This is a genomic window from Thiomonas sp. OC7 (genome assembly GCF_900634595.1).
Lineage (GTDB): Bacteria > Pseudomonadota > Gammaproteobacteria > Burkholderiales > Burkholderiaceae_C > Thiomonas > Thiomonas arsenitoxydans.
The window spans coordinates 148,534-163,201 of sequence record NZ_LR131953.1; the positions used below are offsets into that span (position 1 = coordinate 148,534).

14 protein-coding genes and 1 riboswitch are annotated in these 14,668 nt (G+C 63.4%); of the genes, 5 read left to right on the forward strand and 9 right to left on the reverse strand.

Translation table 11 applies throughout. The features are described 5' to 3' along the window. The gene (locus tag BIO17B3_RS00765; RefSeq protein ID WP_156052609.1) at positions 1–1,935 is read right to left on the reverse strand and encodes a TonB-dependent receptor domain-containing protein; all 1,935 of its coding nucleotides are present in this window, start codon (positions 1,933–1,935) and stop codon (positions 1–3) included. Positions 1,936–2,086: 151 nt separating this feature from the next. Then, a riboswitch (cobalamin riboswitch) is annotated at positions 2,087–2,320 on the reverse strand. A gap of 55 nt (positions 2,321–2,375) precedes the next feature. Here BIO17B3_RS00765 and BIO17B3_RS00770 point away from each other — a divergent pair. From BIO17B3_RS00770 to BIO17B3_RS00780, 3 genes are all read left to right on the forward strand, one after another. After that, a complete protein-coding gene (locus tag BIO17B3_RS00770) occupies positions 2,376–2,618 on the forward strand; it encodes a hypothetical protein (protein ID WP_013105817.1) in 243 nt (80 codons plus the stop codon). Beyond that, entirely contained in the window at positions 2,615–2,947 is a 333-nt protein-coding gene (locus tag BIO17B3_RS00775) for a cell division protein ZapA (RefSeq protein WP_156052610.1), read from the forward strand. The genes BIO17B3_RS00770 and BIO17B3_RS00775 overlap by 4 nt, the downstream gene beginning before the upstream one ends. A gap of 224 nt (positions 2,948–3,171) precedes the next feature. Continuing rightward, positions 3,172–3,618: a putative toxin-antitoxin system toxin component, PIN family gene (locus BIO17B3_RS00780; RefSeq protein WP_156052611.1), complete on the forward strand. Its 447-nt coding sequence runs from the start codon at positions 3,172–3,174 to the stop codon at positions 3,616–3,618. Positions 3,619–3,626: 8 nt separating this feature from the next. Here BIO17B3_RS00780 and lgt read toward each other — a convergent pair whose 3' ends face one another. Then, positions 3,627–4,454, reverse strand: a complete 828-nt coding sequence (gene lgt / locus BIO17B3_RS00785) for a prolipoprotein diacylglyceryl transferase (RefSeq protein WP_156052612.1) — start codon at positions 4,452–4,454, stop codon at positions 3,627–3,629. A gap of 160 nt (positions 4,455–4,614) precedes the next feature. On the opposite strand from lgt, the gene ilvD reads away from it, so the two are divergent. Continuing rightward, a complete protein-coding gene (gene ilvD / locus BIO17B3_RS00790) occupies positions 4,615–6,300 on the forward strand; it encodes a dihydroxy-acid dehydratase (RefSeq protein WP_156052613.1) in 1,686 nt (561 codons plus the stop codon). Positions 6,301–6,321: 21 nt separating this feature from the next. On the opposite strand, the gene BIO17B3_RS00795 is transcribed toward ilvD, so the two are convergent. Genes BIO17B3_RS00795 through BIO17B3_RS00805 form a run of 3 tightly spaced genes read right to left on the reverse strand, consistent with a single transcriptional unit; the run spans position 6,322 to position 8,884 of the window. Next, positions 6,322–7,131 carry a metal ABC transporter permease gene (locus BIO17B3_RS00795; protein WP_156052614.1) on the reverse strand — a complete coding sequence of 270 codons (810 nt, stop codon included), beginning with the start codon at positions 7,129–7,131 and terminating at the stop codon, positions 6,322–6,324. After that, positions 7,128–7,973 carry a metal ABC transporter ATP-binding protein gene (locus tag BIO17B3_RS00800; RefSeq protein WP_156052615.1) on the reverse strand — a complete coding sequence of 282 codons (846 nt, stop codon included), beginning with the start codon at positions 7,971–7,973 and terminating at the stop codon, positions 7,128–7,130. The genes BIO17B3_RS00795 and BIO17B3_RS00800 overlap by 4 nt, the downstream gene beginning before the upstream one ends. Before the next feature lie 23 nt (positions 7,974–7,996). Then, a complete protein-coding gene (locus tag BIO17B3_RS00805) occupies positions 7,997–8,884 on the reverse strand; it encodes a metal ABC transporter solute-binding protein, Zn/Mn family (RefSeq protein WP_156052616.1) in 888 nt (295 codons plus the stop codon). A 124-nt stretch (positions 8,885–9,008) separates the two neighbouring features. On the opposite strand from BIO17B3_RS00805, the gene xth reads away from it, so the two are divergent. Then, a complete protein-coding gene (gene xth, locus BIO17B3_RS00810) occupies positions 9,009–9,770 on the forward strand; it encodes an exodeoxyribonuclease III (RefSeq protein WP_156052617.1) in 762 nt (253 codons plus the stop codon). Positions 9,771–9,776: 6 nt separating this feature from the next. Here the strand turns inward: xth and ntrC are convergent, their stop codons facing one another. The 4 genes from ntrC to glnA all read right to left on the reverse strand — a co-directional run bounded on the left by ntrC (position 9,777) and on the right by glnA (position 14,493). After that, positions 9,777–11,252 (reverse strand): nitrogen regulation protein NR(I), encoded by a 1,476-nt coding sequence (gene ntrC / locus BIO17B3_RS00815; RefSeq protein WP_156052618.1) that lies wholly within the window; start codon positions 11,250–11,252, stop codon positions 9,777–9,779. Positions 11,253–11,283: 31 nt separating this feature from the next. Next, complete coding sequence (glnL, locus tag BIO17B3_RS00820) at positions 11,284–12,369, reverse strand: nitrogen regulation protein NR(II) (RefSeq protein ID WP_156052619.1); 1,086 nt, start codon at positions 12,367–12,369, stop codon at positions 11,284–11,286. After that, entirely contained in the window at positions 12,366–12,944 is a 579-nt protein-coding gene (locus tag BIO17B3_RS00825; RefSeq protein ID WP_232054141.1) for a hypothetical protein, read from the reverse strand. Before BIO17B3_RS00825 ends, glnL begins: the two co-directional genes overlap by 4 nt. A 133-nt stretch (positions 12,945–13,077) precedes the next feature. Continuing rightward, positions 13,078–14,493 carry a type I glutamate--ammonia ligase gene (glnA, locus tag BIO17B3_RS00830; RefSeq protein ID WP_013123072.1) on the reverse strand — a complete coding sequence of 472 codons (1,416 nt, stop codon included), beginning with the start codon at positions 14,491–14,493 and terminating at the stop codon, positions 13,078–13,080. Positions 14,494–14,668: the final 175 nt, after the last annotated feature.

The window sequence follows — 14,668 nt, forward strand, 5'->3', positions numbered from 1 at the left end:
TCAGAACGCGGGCCGCCAGGTCAGACCGACGAACACGCCCAGCGGTTCGCGGTTGTAGCCGTAAACCGTCTGATACTTCTTGTTGAACAGGTTCTGCACCCGCGCATTCCAGCTCCAGTCTTTCGACACCGCGCCGCTGGCGGTGAGGTCGACCGTGGTGTAGCTCCCTAGCGTGACCCGGCCGGTCGAACCATTATCCCAACGGGGGCCGCTGTAATGCACCGCAGCGCCATAAAGCACTGAGGCGAACTCGTGGATGACCGAGACATTGGCCAGACTGCGGGCGCGGCGCTGCAGCGTGGGGTCGCCGGGCTTGCTTGTATCGGCCGGCTGCTGCAGCGTGAGGTTGGCGTCATACGCCCAGCCCTTCCACGCGCCGCGCCCGGTCAACTCCAACCCCCGCGTGCGGCTGCTGGCGATGTTCTGGAAGGTGCTGGTCGTGAAGTCATACTGCCACTGGTCAGTCGCCTTGGTCTGAAACAGCGTGGCCCGCAGCACGTTCGCCCCTTGCGACCACTGCAAACCGGCCTCGACAGAGTGCGCCTTCTCCGCCTTTAGATTGGCGTTGCCGTAGTAAGGCGCGTACAGATAGCCCAGCGGCGCGGCATTGAAAGCGGTGGAATAGCTGGCAATCGCTTTGAAACCGCTGCCCAGTTCTCGTCCGTAGCCGAAATAGCCGGTGTTCTGGCCCGAGTAGCCGTCGATCGCGTCATGGCGCAGATTCAATTGAAGCTCGTTGCCGTTGACGCTGCCGTCCAGTCCGACGAAGGCCGCCTTGGCATGGCGATCCCTGGAGGGAATCGAACCGGTAATTGAACTGATAGCCTGGCTCTGCCATTCCAGCCCACCCGTGGCCGTCCAGCCGCTGCCGAGTTGCACCACATTGCGCCACAGCAGTTGCTGAACCCGGGTGCGATAAGTACCGCTGTAGGGGTAGGCGCTGAAGTTCTCGGTCGTGTTGGTGGTGCTCTGCTGCGAGACGCTCAGATGAGACTTCCAAGCGGCGGTCAATTGGTTGTCGCTGAACAGCTGATACAGATCCTGCGAGGTGCTGCTCAGATTGGTATCGGTTGGCCTGGCGTAGGCGCCATAGCTGTCGTAGCTGGCGCGGCCCTTGCTACTGAATACTCGCAGGCCCAGCGACTGCCCCGGTGCCAGGGTCTGCACGATCGAGCCGTTCATCGTCGTGTTGCCGTAGCCGTTGCTGTTCGGGTTGGCATTGCTGAGCTGGGCGGGGTTGATTGCACTGACGCCCTGCGTCGTATAACGGCTGACCCCTGCCTGCAAGGCCGTGTTGCCGACCTGTCCGCTGGCGTTGGCCGACACCGTGGCCGTGTTGCGGCTGCCCGCGGTGACCGAGATCGAGGCCTGTGGCTTTTTGCTGCCCGCGCGCGTGGTGATCAGCACCACTCCGCCGATCGCGCCCGAGCCGTAAATGGCCGACACATTGCCGCGGATGATCTCGATGCGCTGAATCTGATCGGCGGTGAAGTTGTTGAGATACGCGACGCCCGTGGTGTCTTGTGCGTTCATGGGCACGCCGTCGAGCAGCACCAGCACATCCGGCCCGCCAAAACCGCGCACATACACATTGCCCGACTGCCCAGGGCCACCATTGCTCGTCACCTGCACGCCGGCCACCTGCTGCAGCAAGGTCGTGAGGTTTTGCGCACCGCTTTGCCCGATCTGCTCGCGAGTGATCACGCTGACGCTCGGCAAGGCATTGGCCAGCGGCTGCGGATAGCCCGTGGCCGACACCACGATCGGCGGCAGCGTGGTGGCGTCGGCCGGAGCGGTCTGCGCCTGCGCGTTCAGCCCGACCAGACTGATGGCCGCGGCCAGCGCGGTGCGAAAGAAAATCGGTTGAGATGAGTGGACCACGCGAGGCCCAGACGGGGCTGGAGCAACGCCGTTTGAAGGGAACTGCTGAGACATGACTGAATTTCCGGATGAATGAGCGCTGCCGTGTTCCCCCGCACGGCTGGCGCGGCTGAAGTGCGCCGCGGCAGGGCCCAGAGCGCATCTCAACCTTCGCAGGCGCTGCGCGCACCCGGCTGGCCTTGATGCGCCCCTTCGCCCCGAAGCTGCGCGTCTTCTCGTCGTTGGCCGGTATCCGGGCTGGCGACGCGATCCGAACCTCCTTCCCAAATCCGAAAATTCAGTGGAGAGCTTGTCCGAACGGAAGGCTTGCGCCTTCGGTCGCTGACCGTTGCGGGGGCAGCACAGGCCGGAGCATCTGCCGGGGGCATGGCTCTTCCTGTTTCCCGTTTAACTGCGCAGCGTGAACCACCGCGCGAGCACCAACGACCGTCATGTTAGCCGGGAGACAGCGTCGTTTTGCCGACTCTCGGGTGGCCGACTTTAGAATGCCTCGCATGGACGAACGACAGCCCTCCCCCGCCATCGCTCAGTTGCAATCGCGCGTTGAGCGGCTGCTGCTGCGTCACAACGAGTTGCTGCGCACCAACGCCTTGCTGGCCGAGCGGGTGCAATCGCTCGAAGCCGAGCGCGACCAGATGCGTCAGCGCCTGCACGACGCCACCCAGCGCATCGACCGCTTGCTGGCACGGCTGGATCAGACCCCTTCCATTTCGGGCGAGCCCGACCCACACGCATGAGCACGACCACGCTGGATGTGAACATCATGGGCCAGACCTACACCCTGGCCTGCCCCGCCGACGAGCAAGTCGCGCTGCTGGCCGCCGTGCGCGAAGTGGACACCGAGATGTGCGCCATTCGCGATATGGGCAAGGTGCGCGCCCGCGAGCGGATCGCCGTGCTTGCCGCGCTCAATCTGGCGCACAGCCTGATCGAGTCGCGCAATGCGAACAAGGCCGCGGGCGATTCGGCGCAGGCGTCGCTGGCGTTTGAAGAAGATGCGCAGGCCGTGGCCCAACTCACCCGTCAGCTCGACGATGCCCTGGGCGCCGAGGGCAAATTGCTCTGATTCTTCCCCGGCCACGATTCATCGCCCTACAATCAGTCTCGTCTGTCGGGTTTGGTTGGGTCGGCATTTCCTGAACCGATAAATTTGTGCCTCGGGCTTGGAAATTCTGTGTGTGCGCGTGACGTCTCGCGCAGACGTCCCCAAAGCGCAGTGACCTTGCCCACCTGTCCCAGTAGGGTTCAGGGATCAACGCTCAATCAGGTTCCGGCAGACACCTCCCCCGCATGACCTCCCCTTTGCTTCGCCCTGCCCTGTGCGTTCTCGACACCCAGGTGCTGCTCGACTGGGCGCTGTTCGACGACCCGCGCGTGCGTCCTTGGGCCGAGGCCATACAGCGCGGCCGCGTGCGCTGGATTTACTGTGCCGCCATGCAGGTCGAGGCCTTGCGCGTGCTGCACTATCCGGCGCTGGCCAGGCGGTTCGACCCCCAGGCATCAGCCGATAAGTTGGCCGATTGTTTTGCGCGTTGGGGGCAGTGCTGCACCACACCGCCAGCGCAGCACTGCTTGGTGTGTGCCGATCCTGACGACCAAATGTTTCTCGACCTCGCCTTGGCGCAGCATGCAGCAAACCTGTTGAGCCGCGACCGCGCTGTGCTGCAATTGGCGCGGCGCGCCAGGCCGCTCGGCCTGCACATCGGTCCGCCCGAGAGCGCGTCGGCGCCAGGCTGAAACCGATGTCAAGAAGCCGACTGCCCCAGCGCCAGCAGACGGTTTTTGCGCCGCAGCGACCACCAGATCATGCCGCTGCCCAGAATGATCAACGGGATCGACAGCAACTGCCCCATGGTGAGGTGAAACCAGAGATAGCCGAGAAACGCATCGGGCTGGCGGAAAAATTCATCGGTGAAACGCGCCAGCCCATAGCCGAGCGAGAAACACCCGGCAATGAAACCGCGCGGCCGCTCTTTGCGCGACAGCCACCACAGCACCACAAACAACACAATGCCTTCGAGGAACATTTCGTACAGCTCGGAGGGAAAGCGCGGCACCATGCTGCCGGACTTGGGGTAGATCATCGCGCCCGGCCACCAAGCGGGCGCTGGCCGTCCCCACAACTCGCCGTTGATGAAGTTGCCGATGCGCCCGAACGCCAGGCCTGGCGGAATGAGCGGAGCGACAAAGTCCATGATCTGCAGCCACGAGTAGCGCCGGGTGCGCGCAAACCAGTAGGCCGCCACCATCACGCCGAGCAGCCCGCCGTGGAAGGACATGCCGCCGTCCCACACCGCGACGATCTGCGCCGGATGAGAGAAGTAATAGTCAGGCTGATAGAACAGCACGTAGCCGGTGCGCCCCCCCAGAATCACGCCCAACACACCGGCAAACAGCAAGTCTTCGATATCGCGCGAGGTCCAGCCTTGGCGCGCATAAGGCTGGTCTTTGAGGCGCTTTTGCGCCAGCAGCCAAAAAGTGATGAAGCCCAGCAGGTACATGATGCCGTACCAATGCACCTTGATCGGGCCAAGTTGCAGGGCGATGGGATTGAAGTCGGGGTGGATCAGCATGGGCGTGAAGTGTACGGGCTTGCCTTGAGCAATCCTTTCAAGCGGCGCGCGGGCAAACCAATATTTACCTTTGGATACTACTGCGCCGCTTCCATGACGGTGCACGCCGCCGCTTGCCGCGCGACAATGACTTTTTGTCGACCTGCTCCCACTGCCTGCCATGCCCCAGAAACTGCGTTCCGAAAACATCACCGTGGGCGCATCGCGCGCGCCCAATCGCTCCATGTTCTATGCCATGGGCTACAAGAAGTCGGACTTCAGCAATCCGATGATCGGCATTGCCAACGCGCACTCCACCATCACCCCGTGCAACTCCGGCCTGCAGCGCCTGGCCGACGCCGCCATCGAGGGCGTGCGCGCCGCTGGCGGCAATCCGCAGATGTTCGGCACGCCGACCATTGCCGACGGCATGTCCATGGGCACCGAGGGCATGAAGTACTCGCTGGTCTCGCGCGAAGTCATTGCCGACTGCGTCGAGACCTGCGTGCAGGGCCAGTGGATGGACGGCGTGGTCACCGTGGGCGGCTGCGACAAAAACATGCCCGGCGCCATGATCGGCATGCTGCGCTGCAATGTGCCGGGCATTTTCGTCTATGGCGGCACCATTCTGCCGGGCCATTACAAGGGCAAGGATCTGAACATCGTCTCGGTCTTCGAGGCCGTGGGCGAACACGCCGCCGGGCGTATGAGCGATGCCGATTTCGACGCCATCGAGCAATGCTCTGTGCCCACCAGCGGCTCCTGCGGCGGCATGTACACCGCCAACACCATGTCCAGCGCCATCGAGGCCATGGGCATGTCGCTGCCTTACTCGTCCACCATGGCGAATGTGCATGAGGAAAAAGTGCAGTCCGCGCGCGATTCCGGCCAGGCGCTGCTCGCCGCGGTGCGCGCCGGGCTGAAGCCGCGCGACATCGTCACCCGCAAGGCGCTGGAAAACGCTGCTGCCGTGGTCATGGCCACGGGCGGCTCGACCAACGCGGTGCTGCATCTGCTGGCCATTGCGCATGCCGCCGAAGTGCCGTTTGCCATTGAAGACTTCGAGGTGATTCGCAAGCGCACCCCGGTGCTCTGCGACATGAAGCCCTCGGGCCGATATGTCGCCACCGATCTGCACCGCGCTGGCGGCATTCCGCAAGTGATGAAAATTCTGCTCGAAGCCGGTGTACTGCATGGCGAGTGCATCACCATCAACGGCAAGACCGTGGCTGAGAATCTCAAGGACGTTCCCGCCCAGCCCAGCGCGGAGCAAGACGTGATTCGCCCCATCGACAAGCCGATGTACGCCCACGGCCACCTGGCCATTCTCAAGGGCAATCTGGCCGAAGACGGCTGCGTGGCCAAGATCACCGGGCTGAAAAAGCCCAGCATGACCGGCCCCGCGCGCGTCTTCGACGACGAGCAAAGCGCGCTCGAAGCCATTCTGGCCGGCAAGATCAAGGCCGGCGACATCATGGTGCTGCGCTATCTCGGGCCCAAGGGCGGCCCCGGCATGCCCGAGATGCTCGCGCCCACGTCGGCGCTGGTGGGCGCGGGGTTGGGTGAGTCGGTTGGGCTTATCACCGATGGCCGGTTCTCCGGCGGCACCTGGGGCATGGTCGTCGGCCACGTCGCGCCCGAAGCCATGGTGGGCGGCTCCATCGCCCTGGTGCAGGAAGGTGACCGCATCACCATCGACGCGCCTTCCCTGAGCCTGACCCTGCACGTCAGCGATGAAGAACTCGCTCGGCGTCGCGCCGCCTGGACGCCGCCCGCCAGACGCTACACCCGCGGCGTGATGGCCAAGTTCGCGGCGCTAGTCGGCAGTTCGCATCGCGGCGCGGTGCTCGATGCCGATCTGGGCTGACGCAGCCGGGGCGCGCTCGGCTCAACCCGAGCCGCCCTGCCAAGCGCGCCAGGCATGGCCGAGCAAATACAGGCCAAAGCTCAGCGAGGCAATCCAGGTGCTGGCCGGATAACCGATGTAATACGCCGCCGCCAGCCCGCCCCAGGTCACCGCCAGCCCAAGCGCCATCGACAGGCCGACGCCGCCCGCAATGCTGCGGCTCACGGTCTGCGCCGTGGCCGCGGGGCCGATGAGCAAAGCGAAAATCAGCAAGGCTCCGATCACCGGCACGGCAATCGCCACCGTGGCCGCCACCAGCAAGATGAACAGCAGGTCGAGTAGCCGGGTATTTACCCCGCGCGCCTGAGCGCCTTCAGGGTTGAAACTGGCGAAGCACAGCGGGCGATACAGCACGGCCAGCCCCGCCAGACCGGCCACACACACTAGCAACGACAAACCCGCCTGCGCCGCGGTGATGCCCACAATACTGCCGAACAGAATGCTCATCGCCGACTGCGCGTTGGCGGTGTAGAGATTGAGAAACAGCACGCCCAGCCCCAGGGCGAACATGAGCACCATGCCGATGCCGATATCGCGCTGGCGGATGCGCCCGCCCGTCAGCGCCAGGGCAACGCCGCTGGTCAGCGTAAAAGCAAAAAGGCCGAGATAAGGGCTCAGGCCCAGCAGAATGGCCCCCGCCGCGCCGGTGAAGCCGACATGCGACAGCGCATGCGCGGCAAACGCCTGCCGCCGCAGTGTGATGAAATAGCCCACGGCGGCGCTCAACACCGCAATCGCGCTGCCCGCCAGCAATGCATGCCGCATGAAGCCATATTCCAGACCGAGGATCATGCGCCCTCTCCTTCGCCGGCATGACCGTGATCGTGACCGCAATGTGCGGCCTCTTCGGGCATGAAGCCACCGGCGGGATGAATGAACAGATAGCCGCCTTCGCGCGCCACGGCCATCGGCAGACCATACAGCGCCGACAGCGCCGGTGCGTTGACCACCTCATCCACCGTGCCCAGCCGCCCCCGGCCGCCCGCGAGGTAGAGCACCTGATCCATATGCGGCAGCAGCGGATTGATATCGTGCGCGGTCATCAACACCGTCATGCCCTGCTCGGTACACAACCGGCGCGCCGTTTGCAAAATGAGCTGCTGCGCCTGCGGGTCGAGATTGGAGAGCGGTTCATCCAGCAGCAACATGCGCACCGGGTTGACCAGCGCCTGGGCGATGCGCGCCCGCTGGCGCTGCCCGCCGGAGAGTGCGTCCATGCCGCGTTCGGCAAGCGACCCCATTTCCATCGCCTTCAGCGCCGCATCGACGGCCTGCGCACGCGGCTGCGCACCTCCGAGCCCCAGCCCCCAGCGTTCGCCCTGCCAGGCCGTGGCGACGAAGCTGCGCACCCGCAGAAAACTGTCGGCGCCAACCGGGTCGCGCTGTGAGACATAGCCGACGTGAGCCCGCGCGGACACACCTTCCTGCCCCAGCAAACGCAAGCGCCCCGACTCCAGCGGCTGCAAACCCAGCATGGCGCGCAGCAAGGTGGTTTTGCCCGCACCGTTGGCGCCGAACACGCCGACAAACTGCCCAGGGCGGATATGCAGATCCAGTCCTTCGAGCACGGTGCGCCCCCCGAGTGCGCAGCGCAGGCCCTGTGCTTGCACCGCCCACTCGGTCGGAAGGTTCATCGCGGAAGGTTCCGCCGACATGGTCAATGCGATTTGCCCAGCGCACGCTCGATCGCGGCGAGGGTTTGCAGTTGCCACTGCACATAGCTGGTCTTGGGCGGCACGAATTCATCCACCCCCACCACGGGCACCCCGGAATCCAGCGCGACCCTGCGCAGGCGATCCGTCAGCGGATCGGTCACCTGGCGGTTGTAGAACAGCAGCGCCACTTTGTGCTGGCGCAGATGGTCTTCGTAGCGCGCCACTCCGGCGGGAGAGGGCTCGGTGTCGTTCATCACGTCGAATTGAAATTTCTCGCCCAGACTGGTCCAGCCCAGTTGCCGCAGCAGATAACCGACCACCGGCTCGGTGGCCGTGACTTTGAGCTGCGGATATTGCTTTTTCAGCGCGGCCTGCGCCTCGTTCAGCCGACTCAGCTGCGCCTTGAAACCCTGCAGATTCGCGGCAAAGACTTGGCGATGCGCCGGATCGGCTCGCTGCAGCAGTTGCGTGAGTTTTTCCGCCACCTTAAGCGCCATCAGCGGATCGTAGAACACATGGGGATTGCGATCGGCCATGATCAGCGCAGGGTCGAGTTCGGCGGCCACGATCACCTGCCGCTGCGGGGCGGGATTGGCCGCCAGCATTTTGCTCATCCACTCGTCGTAGCCGATGCCGTTGAGAATGGCGATCTGCGCCTTCGCCACCTTGCGCGCTACGGCCGGCGTCGCCTCGAAGCTGTGCGGATCGACGTTCGGATTGCTGATGATGCTGTCCACCTTCACCGCATCGCCGCCGATGGCCTGCGCAATGACGCCATAGGTACTTTCTGCCGCCACGATGGAAATCGGCGCCGCCTGCGCCCCGCTGGCGAACAGCAGCGAGAGCGGCGACAAAAGAGCGAGGTAAAGCAGGAAGGATCGGGCTTTCATGGGAAATCTCTGAGGACAAAACAGGAGTTACTTTATAACATCTCAAATAAAGCGAATGTATCCAGATGCAAGTTTTCCGCTGGTGCGTCGCAGGCAGAATAGGACGTTTGAAAAAGCGACGACCATGAAAATTGCCACCTGGAATGTGAACTCCCTCTCCGTGCGCCTGCCGCAGGTGCTCGACTGGCTGCAGGCCCAGTCGCCCGACGTGCTGGCGCTGCAGGAAACCAAGCTGACCGATGATCGGTTTCCGCATGCCGAGCTGCTGAACGCGGGTTATCACAGCGTGTGCCTCGGTCAGCCGACCTACAACGGCGTGGCCCTGCTCAGTCGCCGCGAAGCGGCGGAGGTGCAGCGCGGCATTCCCGGCTTCGAGGATGCGCAGGCGCGCGTGATCGCCGCGACGTTTGGCGATCTGCGGGTGATCGGCGCCTATTTTCCCAATGGGCAAGCGCCGGATAGCGACAAGTTCGCCTACAAAATGCGCTGGCTCGATGCGCTGCAGGCATGGGTCGCTACAGAACTACAGCGCCATGCCAAAGTGGCGCTGATGGGCGACTTCAACATTGCCCCGGAAGATCGTGATGTGTTCGATCCGGTCGCCTGGGCCGGGCAGATTCACTGCACGCCCGAAGAGCGCGGGCATTTCAAGGCGCTGCTCGGGCTCGGACTGATCGACGCCTTCCGCGCCTTTGACCAGCCGCCCAAGAGCTGGAGCTGGTGGGATTACCGCAATCTGGCCTTCCGCAAAAATCAGGGCCTGCGCATCGACCACATTCTGGTGAGCGAGGGCTTGCGCGGTTCGCTGCAGAGCTGCGTCATCGACAAGGCACCGCGCAAGAACGAGCGCCCCAGCGATCACGCGCCGGTGATTGCCGTCGTGTGACCCAGCTCATTCTTCCATCCCCAGTTCCTGAATTTTTCGGGTGATCGTGTTGCGACCGATGCCGAGTTTTTGCGCCGCTTCGATGCGCCGACCGTGGGTTTGCGCCAGCGCGGCGGCGATCACCGCGCGTTCGAATCGCTGGGTCAGATGGTGCATGACATCAGGCTCGCCCCTGCGGATCAAGCCCTGGGCCACCTGTTCGACGCGGTGCTCCCAGTCCTCGTTCGACGGCTGAATCGGCGTTGAATCGGGGTTTGAAGCCGCAATAAAAGGGATATCGGCCGACGCTGCTGCCGCCACAGCAGGCATCGGCGCTTGCTCAGAGCGAACTTCCGTTTTTACATCGTCTGGCAGGTCTTTGACCTGAATGGTCTGCGCCGGCGCCATGACGGTCAGCCACTGACACAGGTTCTCCAACTGCCGCACATTGCCGGGAAAGGGGAACTGCTGCAGCACGCGCAGGGCCTCGGCGGAGATGCGCTTGGCCTCGACGCCGAGCTCCTGCGCGCTGCGCTGCAGGAAATGTTTAGTGAGCGGAGCAATGTCTTCGCTGCGCTCGCGCAGGGCTGGAAGGCGCAGGCGAATGACGTTGAGGCGGTGAAACAGATCCTCGCGGAACTGGCCTTGGGCCACACGTTGTTCGAGGTTCTGGTGCGTGGCGGCAATGACCCGCACATGCGACTTGATCGCGCTGTGCCCGCCCACTCGGTAATAGTGTCCATCGGATAGCACGCGCAGCAGGCGGGTCTGCAGTTCAAGCGGCATGTCGCCGATTTCGTCGAGGAATAACGTGCCGCCTTCTGCCTGCTCGAAGCGGCCGCGCCGCAGGGTCTGCGCGCCGGTGAAGGCGCCGCGCTCGTGGCCGAACAGCTCGCTTTCCAGCAGATCCTTCGGAATAGCCGCGGTGTTGATGGCGACAAACGGCCCGCCCGAGCGCGGGCTGTGCTTGTGCAGAGCGCGGGCGACGAGCTCCTTGCCCGAACCTGACTCTCCCGTGATCAGCACGGTCACCTGCGAATGCGCCAGGCGGCCGATGGCGCGGAACACATCCTGCATGGCCGGGGCCTGACCGAGCAGCTCGGGAGCTTCGTTGTGCGCTTCATCGGCCTGCTCTTCGCGCAGGCTTTCATCGACGGCCCGCTGAATCAGTTCGACCGCTTTGTCCACATCGAAGGGCTTGCTCAGATAGTCGAACGCGCCGCCCTGCAGCGAGGCCACCGCGCTATCGAGATCGGAGTAGGCCGTCATGATGATGACGGGCAGGCCTGGATGCGATTGGCGGATTTGTTGCAGCAAGTCGATACCGTTGCCGCCGGGCATGCGGATGTCGCTGATAAGTACTTGCGGGCAGCCTTCGGCAAAGGCGCTGAGCACGTCGCGCGGATTGGAAAAACTGCGCACTTCCATGCCCGACTTCTGCAGCGCCTTTTCCAGCACGAAGCGGATCGAGGCGTCGTCGTCAACCACCCAGATCGGTTTCATCGCGCGCTCCCTTGCGACGAAAACCCTGCCTTCAAGGCAGAGGAAGGGTGATGCGGAATTCTGTGTGGCCGGGCTGGCTGTCGCATTCGATGGTTCCCTGATGTTGCTGGACGAAGGTCTGGGCCAGGGTGAGCCCCAGTCCACTCCCTCCTTCTCGGCCCGAGATCAGCGGAAAAAAGATGCGATCTTTCAGTTCCGCTGGCACCCCGGGGCCGTTGTCCACGATATGCAAGACCAGTGCCAGCTTGTAGCGCTGACGGGCCACCGTCATCTGCCGCGCCACCCGGGTACGGAACACGATGTGCGCATCGCCCTGCACGATACGCTGTTGCAAGGCCTGCGCCGCGTTGTGGGCGATGTTGAGCACCGCCTGGATGAGCTGTTCCTTGTCGCCGCGGAATTCGGGCAGGCTGGCGTCGTAGTCCTGCTCGATGGTCAGCCCTTGCGGAAACTCGGCCTGCAGCAGGGTGCGCACATGCTCACACACTTCGTGGATGTTCACATCGCCCACCACATGCGGCTTGCGATGCGGCGCCAGCAGGCGGTCCACCAGGGTTTGCAGCCGGTCGGCCTCGGCGATGATGACCTGGGTGTACTCCTGCAATTCCGCAGACGGCAGCTCGGCGTGCAGCAACTGCGCTGCACCGCGTAGGCCGCCCAGCGGGTTTTTGATCTCGTGCGCCAGATTGCGAATCAGCTCCTTGTTGGCCTGCGCCTGGTTGTGCCACTGCTCCTCGCGCTCCAGCCGAGACTGCTGGCTGATCTCCACCACCTCGGCGAGCAGCAGGCCCTGAGGATGATCGGTGCGCGCCACGATCAGCTGCACTTGCACCGCCTCGCGCAAGTCGCGCAGCCGCATCATGCAGTCGAAGCGCTTGCTGCTGAATTCGTTGCTGCGCACCTGGAGCAAAGACTCCTGCCAGAGGGCGGGGCAGTCCATCCAGTGGCTCAGGTTTTGCCCGTTCAAAAGACGGCGAGAGACGCCCAGCCCATTTTCCAGCGCCGGATTGGCGTATTCAATCGCGCCTTCGGCATCCACCAGGGCGGCCATCGAGGCCAGCCACTCCAGGCCGGGATACTCGGTCGCGCCCGGCTGGCCGACCGCTGCGACGTTCATTGCGGATACTTTTGCAACTCGCGTTGCAAGGCGGCAATATTGGCCTGCGTCATGGCGATCTGGTCTTTCATCTGCGCCACGCGCTGGGCGTATTCGCCGCCCTTGACCCCGCCGCCCACCAGCCGTTCGCTGGGCAGGTAATCGGGCTGGCCGTTGTTGTAGGCCTTGAGTTGCTGCTCGAGCCGCGCCTGCTGTTGCTGCAATTCCTGCTCCAGAATGCGCCGCGCCTCGAGATCGCGCTCTTTTTGCGTGGAGGGCGCAACCCGCGCGGCCTGGTTGCCGCTCGGCTCTGCATTTTGCGCGCTGGGTTTGCTGCCCGATCCGATGACCTTGGGCGTCATGCCCGGACTGGAGAGGATGCTCACATTGGCGTTGTCGATCAGCTTGCAGTTCTTCGCCTTCACCTCGGAAAGATCGTTGGTGTAGGAGTTGTCCGGGCAGCGGTAAACGCGCTGCGGGTCGGTCTGCGCCACAGCGGCAGAGGCGCCCGCCAGGGACGCGAACAAAGCAAACGCGGCGTAACGAACGCTTGATCGGGAAGTCAATCGGGAGGTCAATTGGGCAAACAAGGTCATGATGGCGCGCATTCAAAAAATCAGCGGTCAGTGTAAGTCTGGCAACGCGCGTGCCGCACACCCGGCCGACAGGACGTGGCGGAATTGCGAAAAAAAAAGCGGCCCGAAGGCCGCATTTGAAAACCCTCCCACCTTACAGCGAGTAGTACATATCGAACTCGACCGGGTGCGTGGTCATGCGGAAGCGGGTGACTTCTTCCATCTTCAGCTCGATGTAGGCGCTGATGAAGTCGTCGCTGAACACGCCGCCCTTGGTCAGGAAGGCGCGATCCTTGTCCAGATAGTCCAGTGCCTGGTCGAGGCTGGAGCACACGGTCGGGATCTTGGCCTCTTCTTCCGGCGGCAGGTCGTATAGGTTCTTGCTCGCGGCTTCGCCTGGGTGGATCTTGTTTTCCACGCCGTCCAGGCCGGCCATCATCATGGCGGAGAAGGCCAGATAAGGGTTGGCGGTCGGATCGGGGAAACGCACTTCGATGCGGCGGGCTTTGTCGCTCTGCACGAACGGCACGCGGATCGAAGCCGAACGGTTGCGCGCCGAGTAAGCCAGCATCACCGGGGCCTCGAAGCCGGGCACCAGACGCTTGTAGGAATTGGTGCCAGGGTTGGTGATGGCGTTGAGCGCGCGGGCATGTTTGATGATGCCGCCGATGTAATACAGCGCAAAGTCGCTCAGACCGGCGTAGCCATTGCCCGCGAACAGGTTCTTGCCGTCTTTCCAGATGGACTGGTGCACATGCATGCCCGAGCCGTTGTCGCCGACGATGGGCTTGGGCATGAAGGTCGCGGTCTTGCCGTAGGCGTGGGCGACGTTTTGGATCACATATTTCATGATCTGCGTCCAGTCGGCACGCTGCACCAGGGTGGAGAATTTGGTGCCGATTTCGCACTGGCCGGCGTTGGCCACTTCGTGGTGATGCACTTCGACCGGCACGCCCATTTGTTCGAGCAGCAGGCACATTTCCGAGCGGATGTCCTGCAGACTGTCCACCGGGGGCACCGGGAAATAGCCGCCCTTTACCGACGGGCGGTGGCCCATATTGCCGCCTTCCATCTTGTCGCCGGTGGCCCAGGCGGCTTCGTTGGAGTCGATCTTGACGAAGCAGCCCGACATGTCCACATTCCAGCGGACCTGGTCGAAAATGAAAAACTCGGGTTCCGGACCGAAATAGGCGGTATCGCCGATGCCCGATGCTTTCAGATAAGCCTCGGCCTTTTTGGCGATGGAGCGCGGATCGCGGTCGTAGGGTTTGCCGTCACCGGGTTCGAGCACATCGCAGCTCAGCAGCAGCGTGGTTTCTTCGTAGAACGGGTCGATATTGGCGGTGTTCGGGTCGGGCATGAGCAGCATGTCCGAGGCTTCGATGCCCTTCCAGCCAGCGATGGACGAGCCGTCGAAGGCGTGACCATCGGAGAACTTGCCTTCATCGAAATGCGAGACAGGCACCGTGACGTGCTGCTCTTTGCCGCGGGTGTCGGTGAAACGGAAATCCACGAATTTGACATCGTGCTCTTTCACCAGGCCCATCACGTCGGCGACTGTTTTGCTCATGAAAATCTCCTGTCAGGTTGAAATGCGTTGGGGGTGGTCATCGGCCGTGCTGAAGACGCCACTTGACATCGTTTGCTGCAATGCTCCGCGCAGTGCAGGGAATCTAGCAGAAAGCGTGCCCAGATCGTTTGAAACCCAGCTCCTCCCACCAGGAGAAGAGACGGGGTTTGCAGAC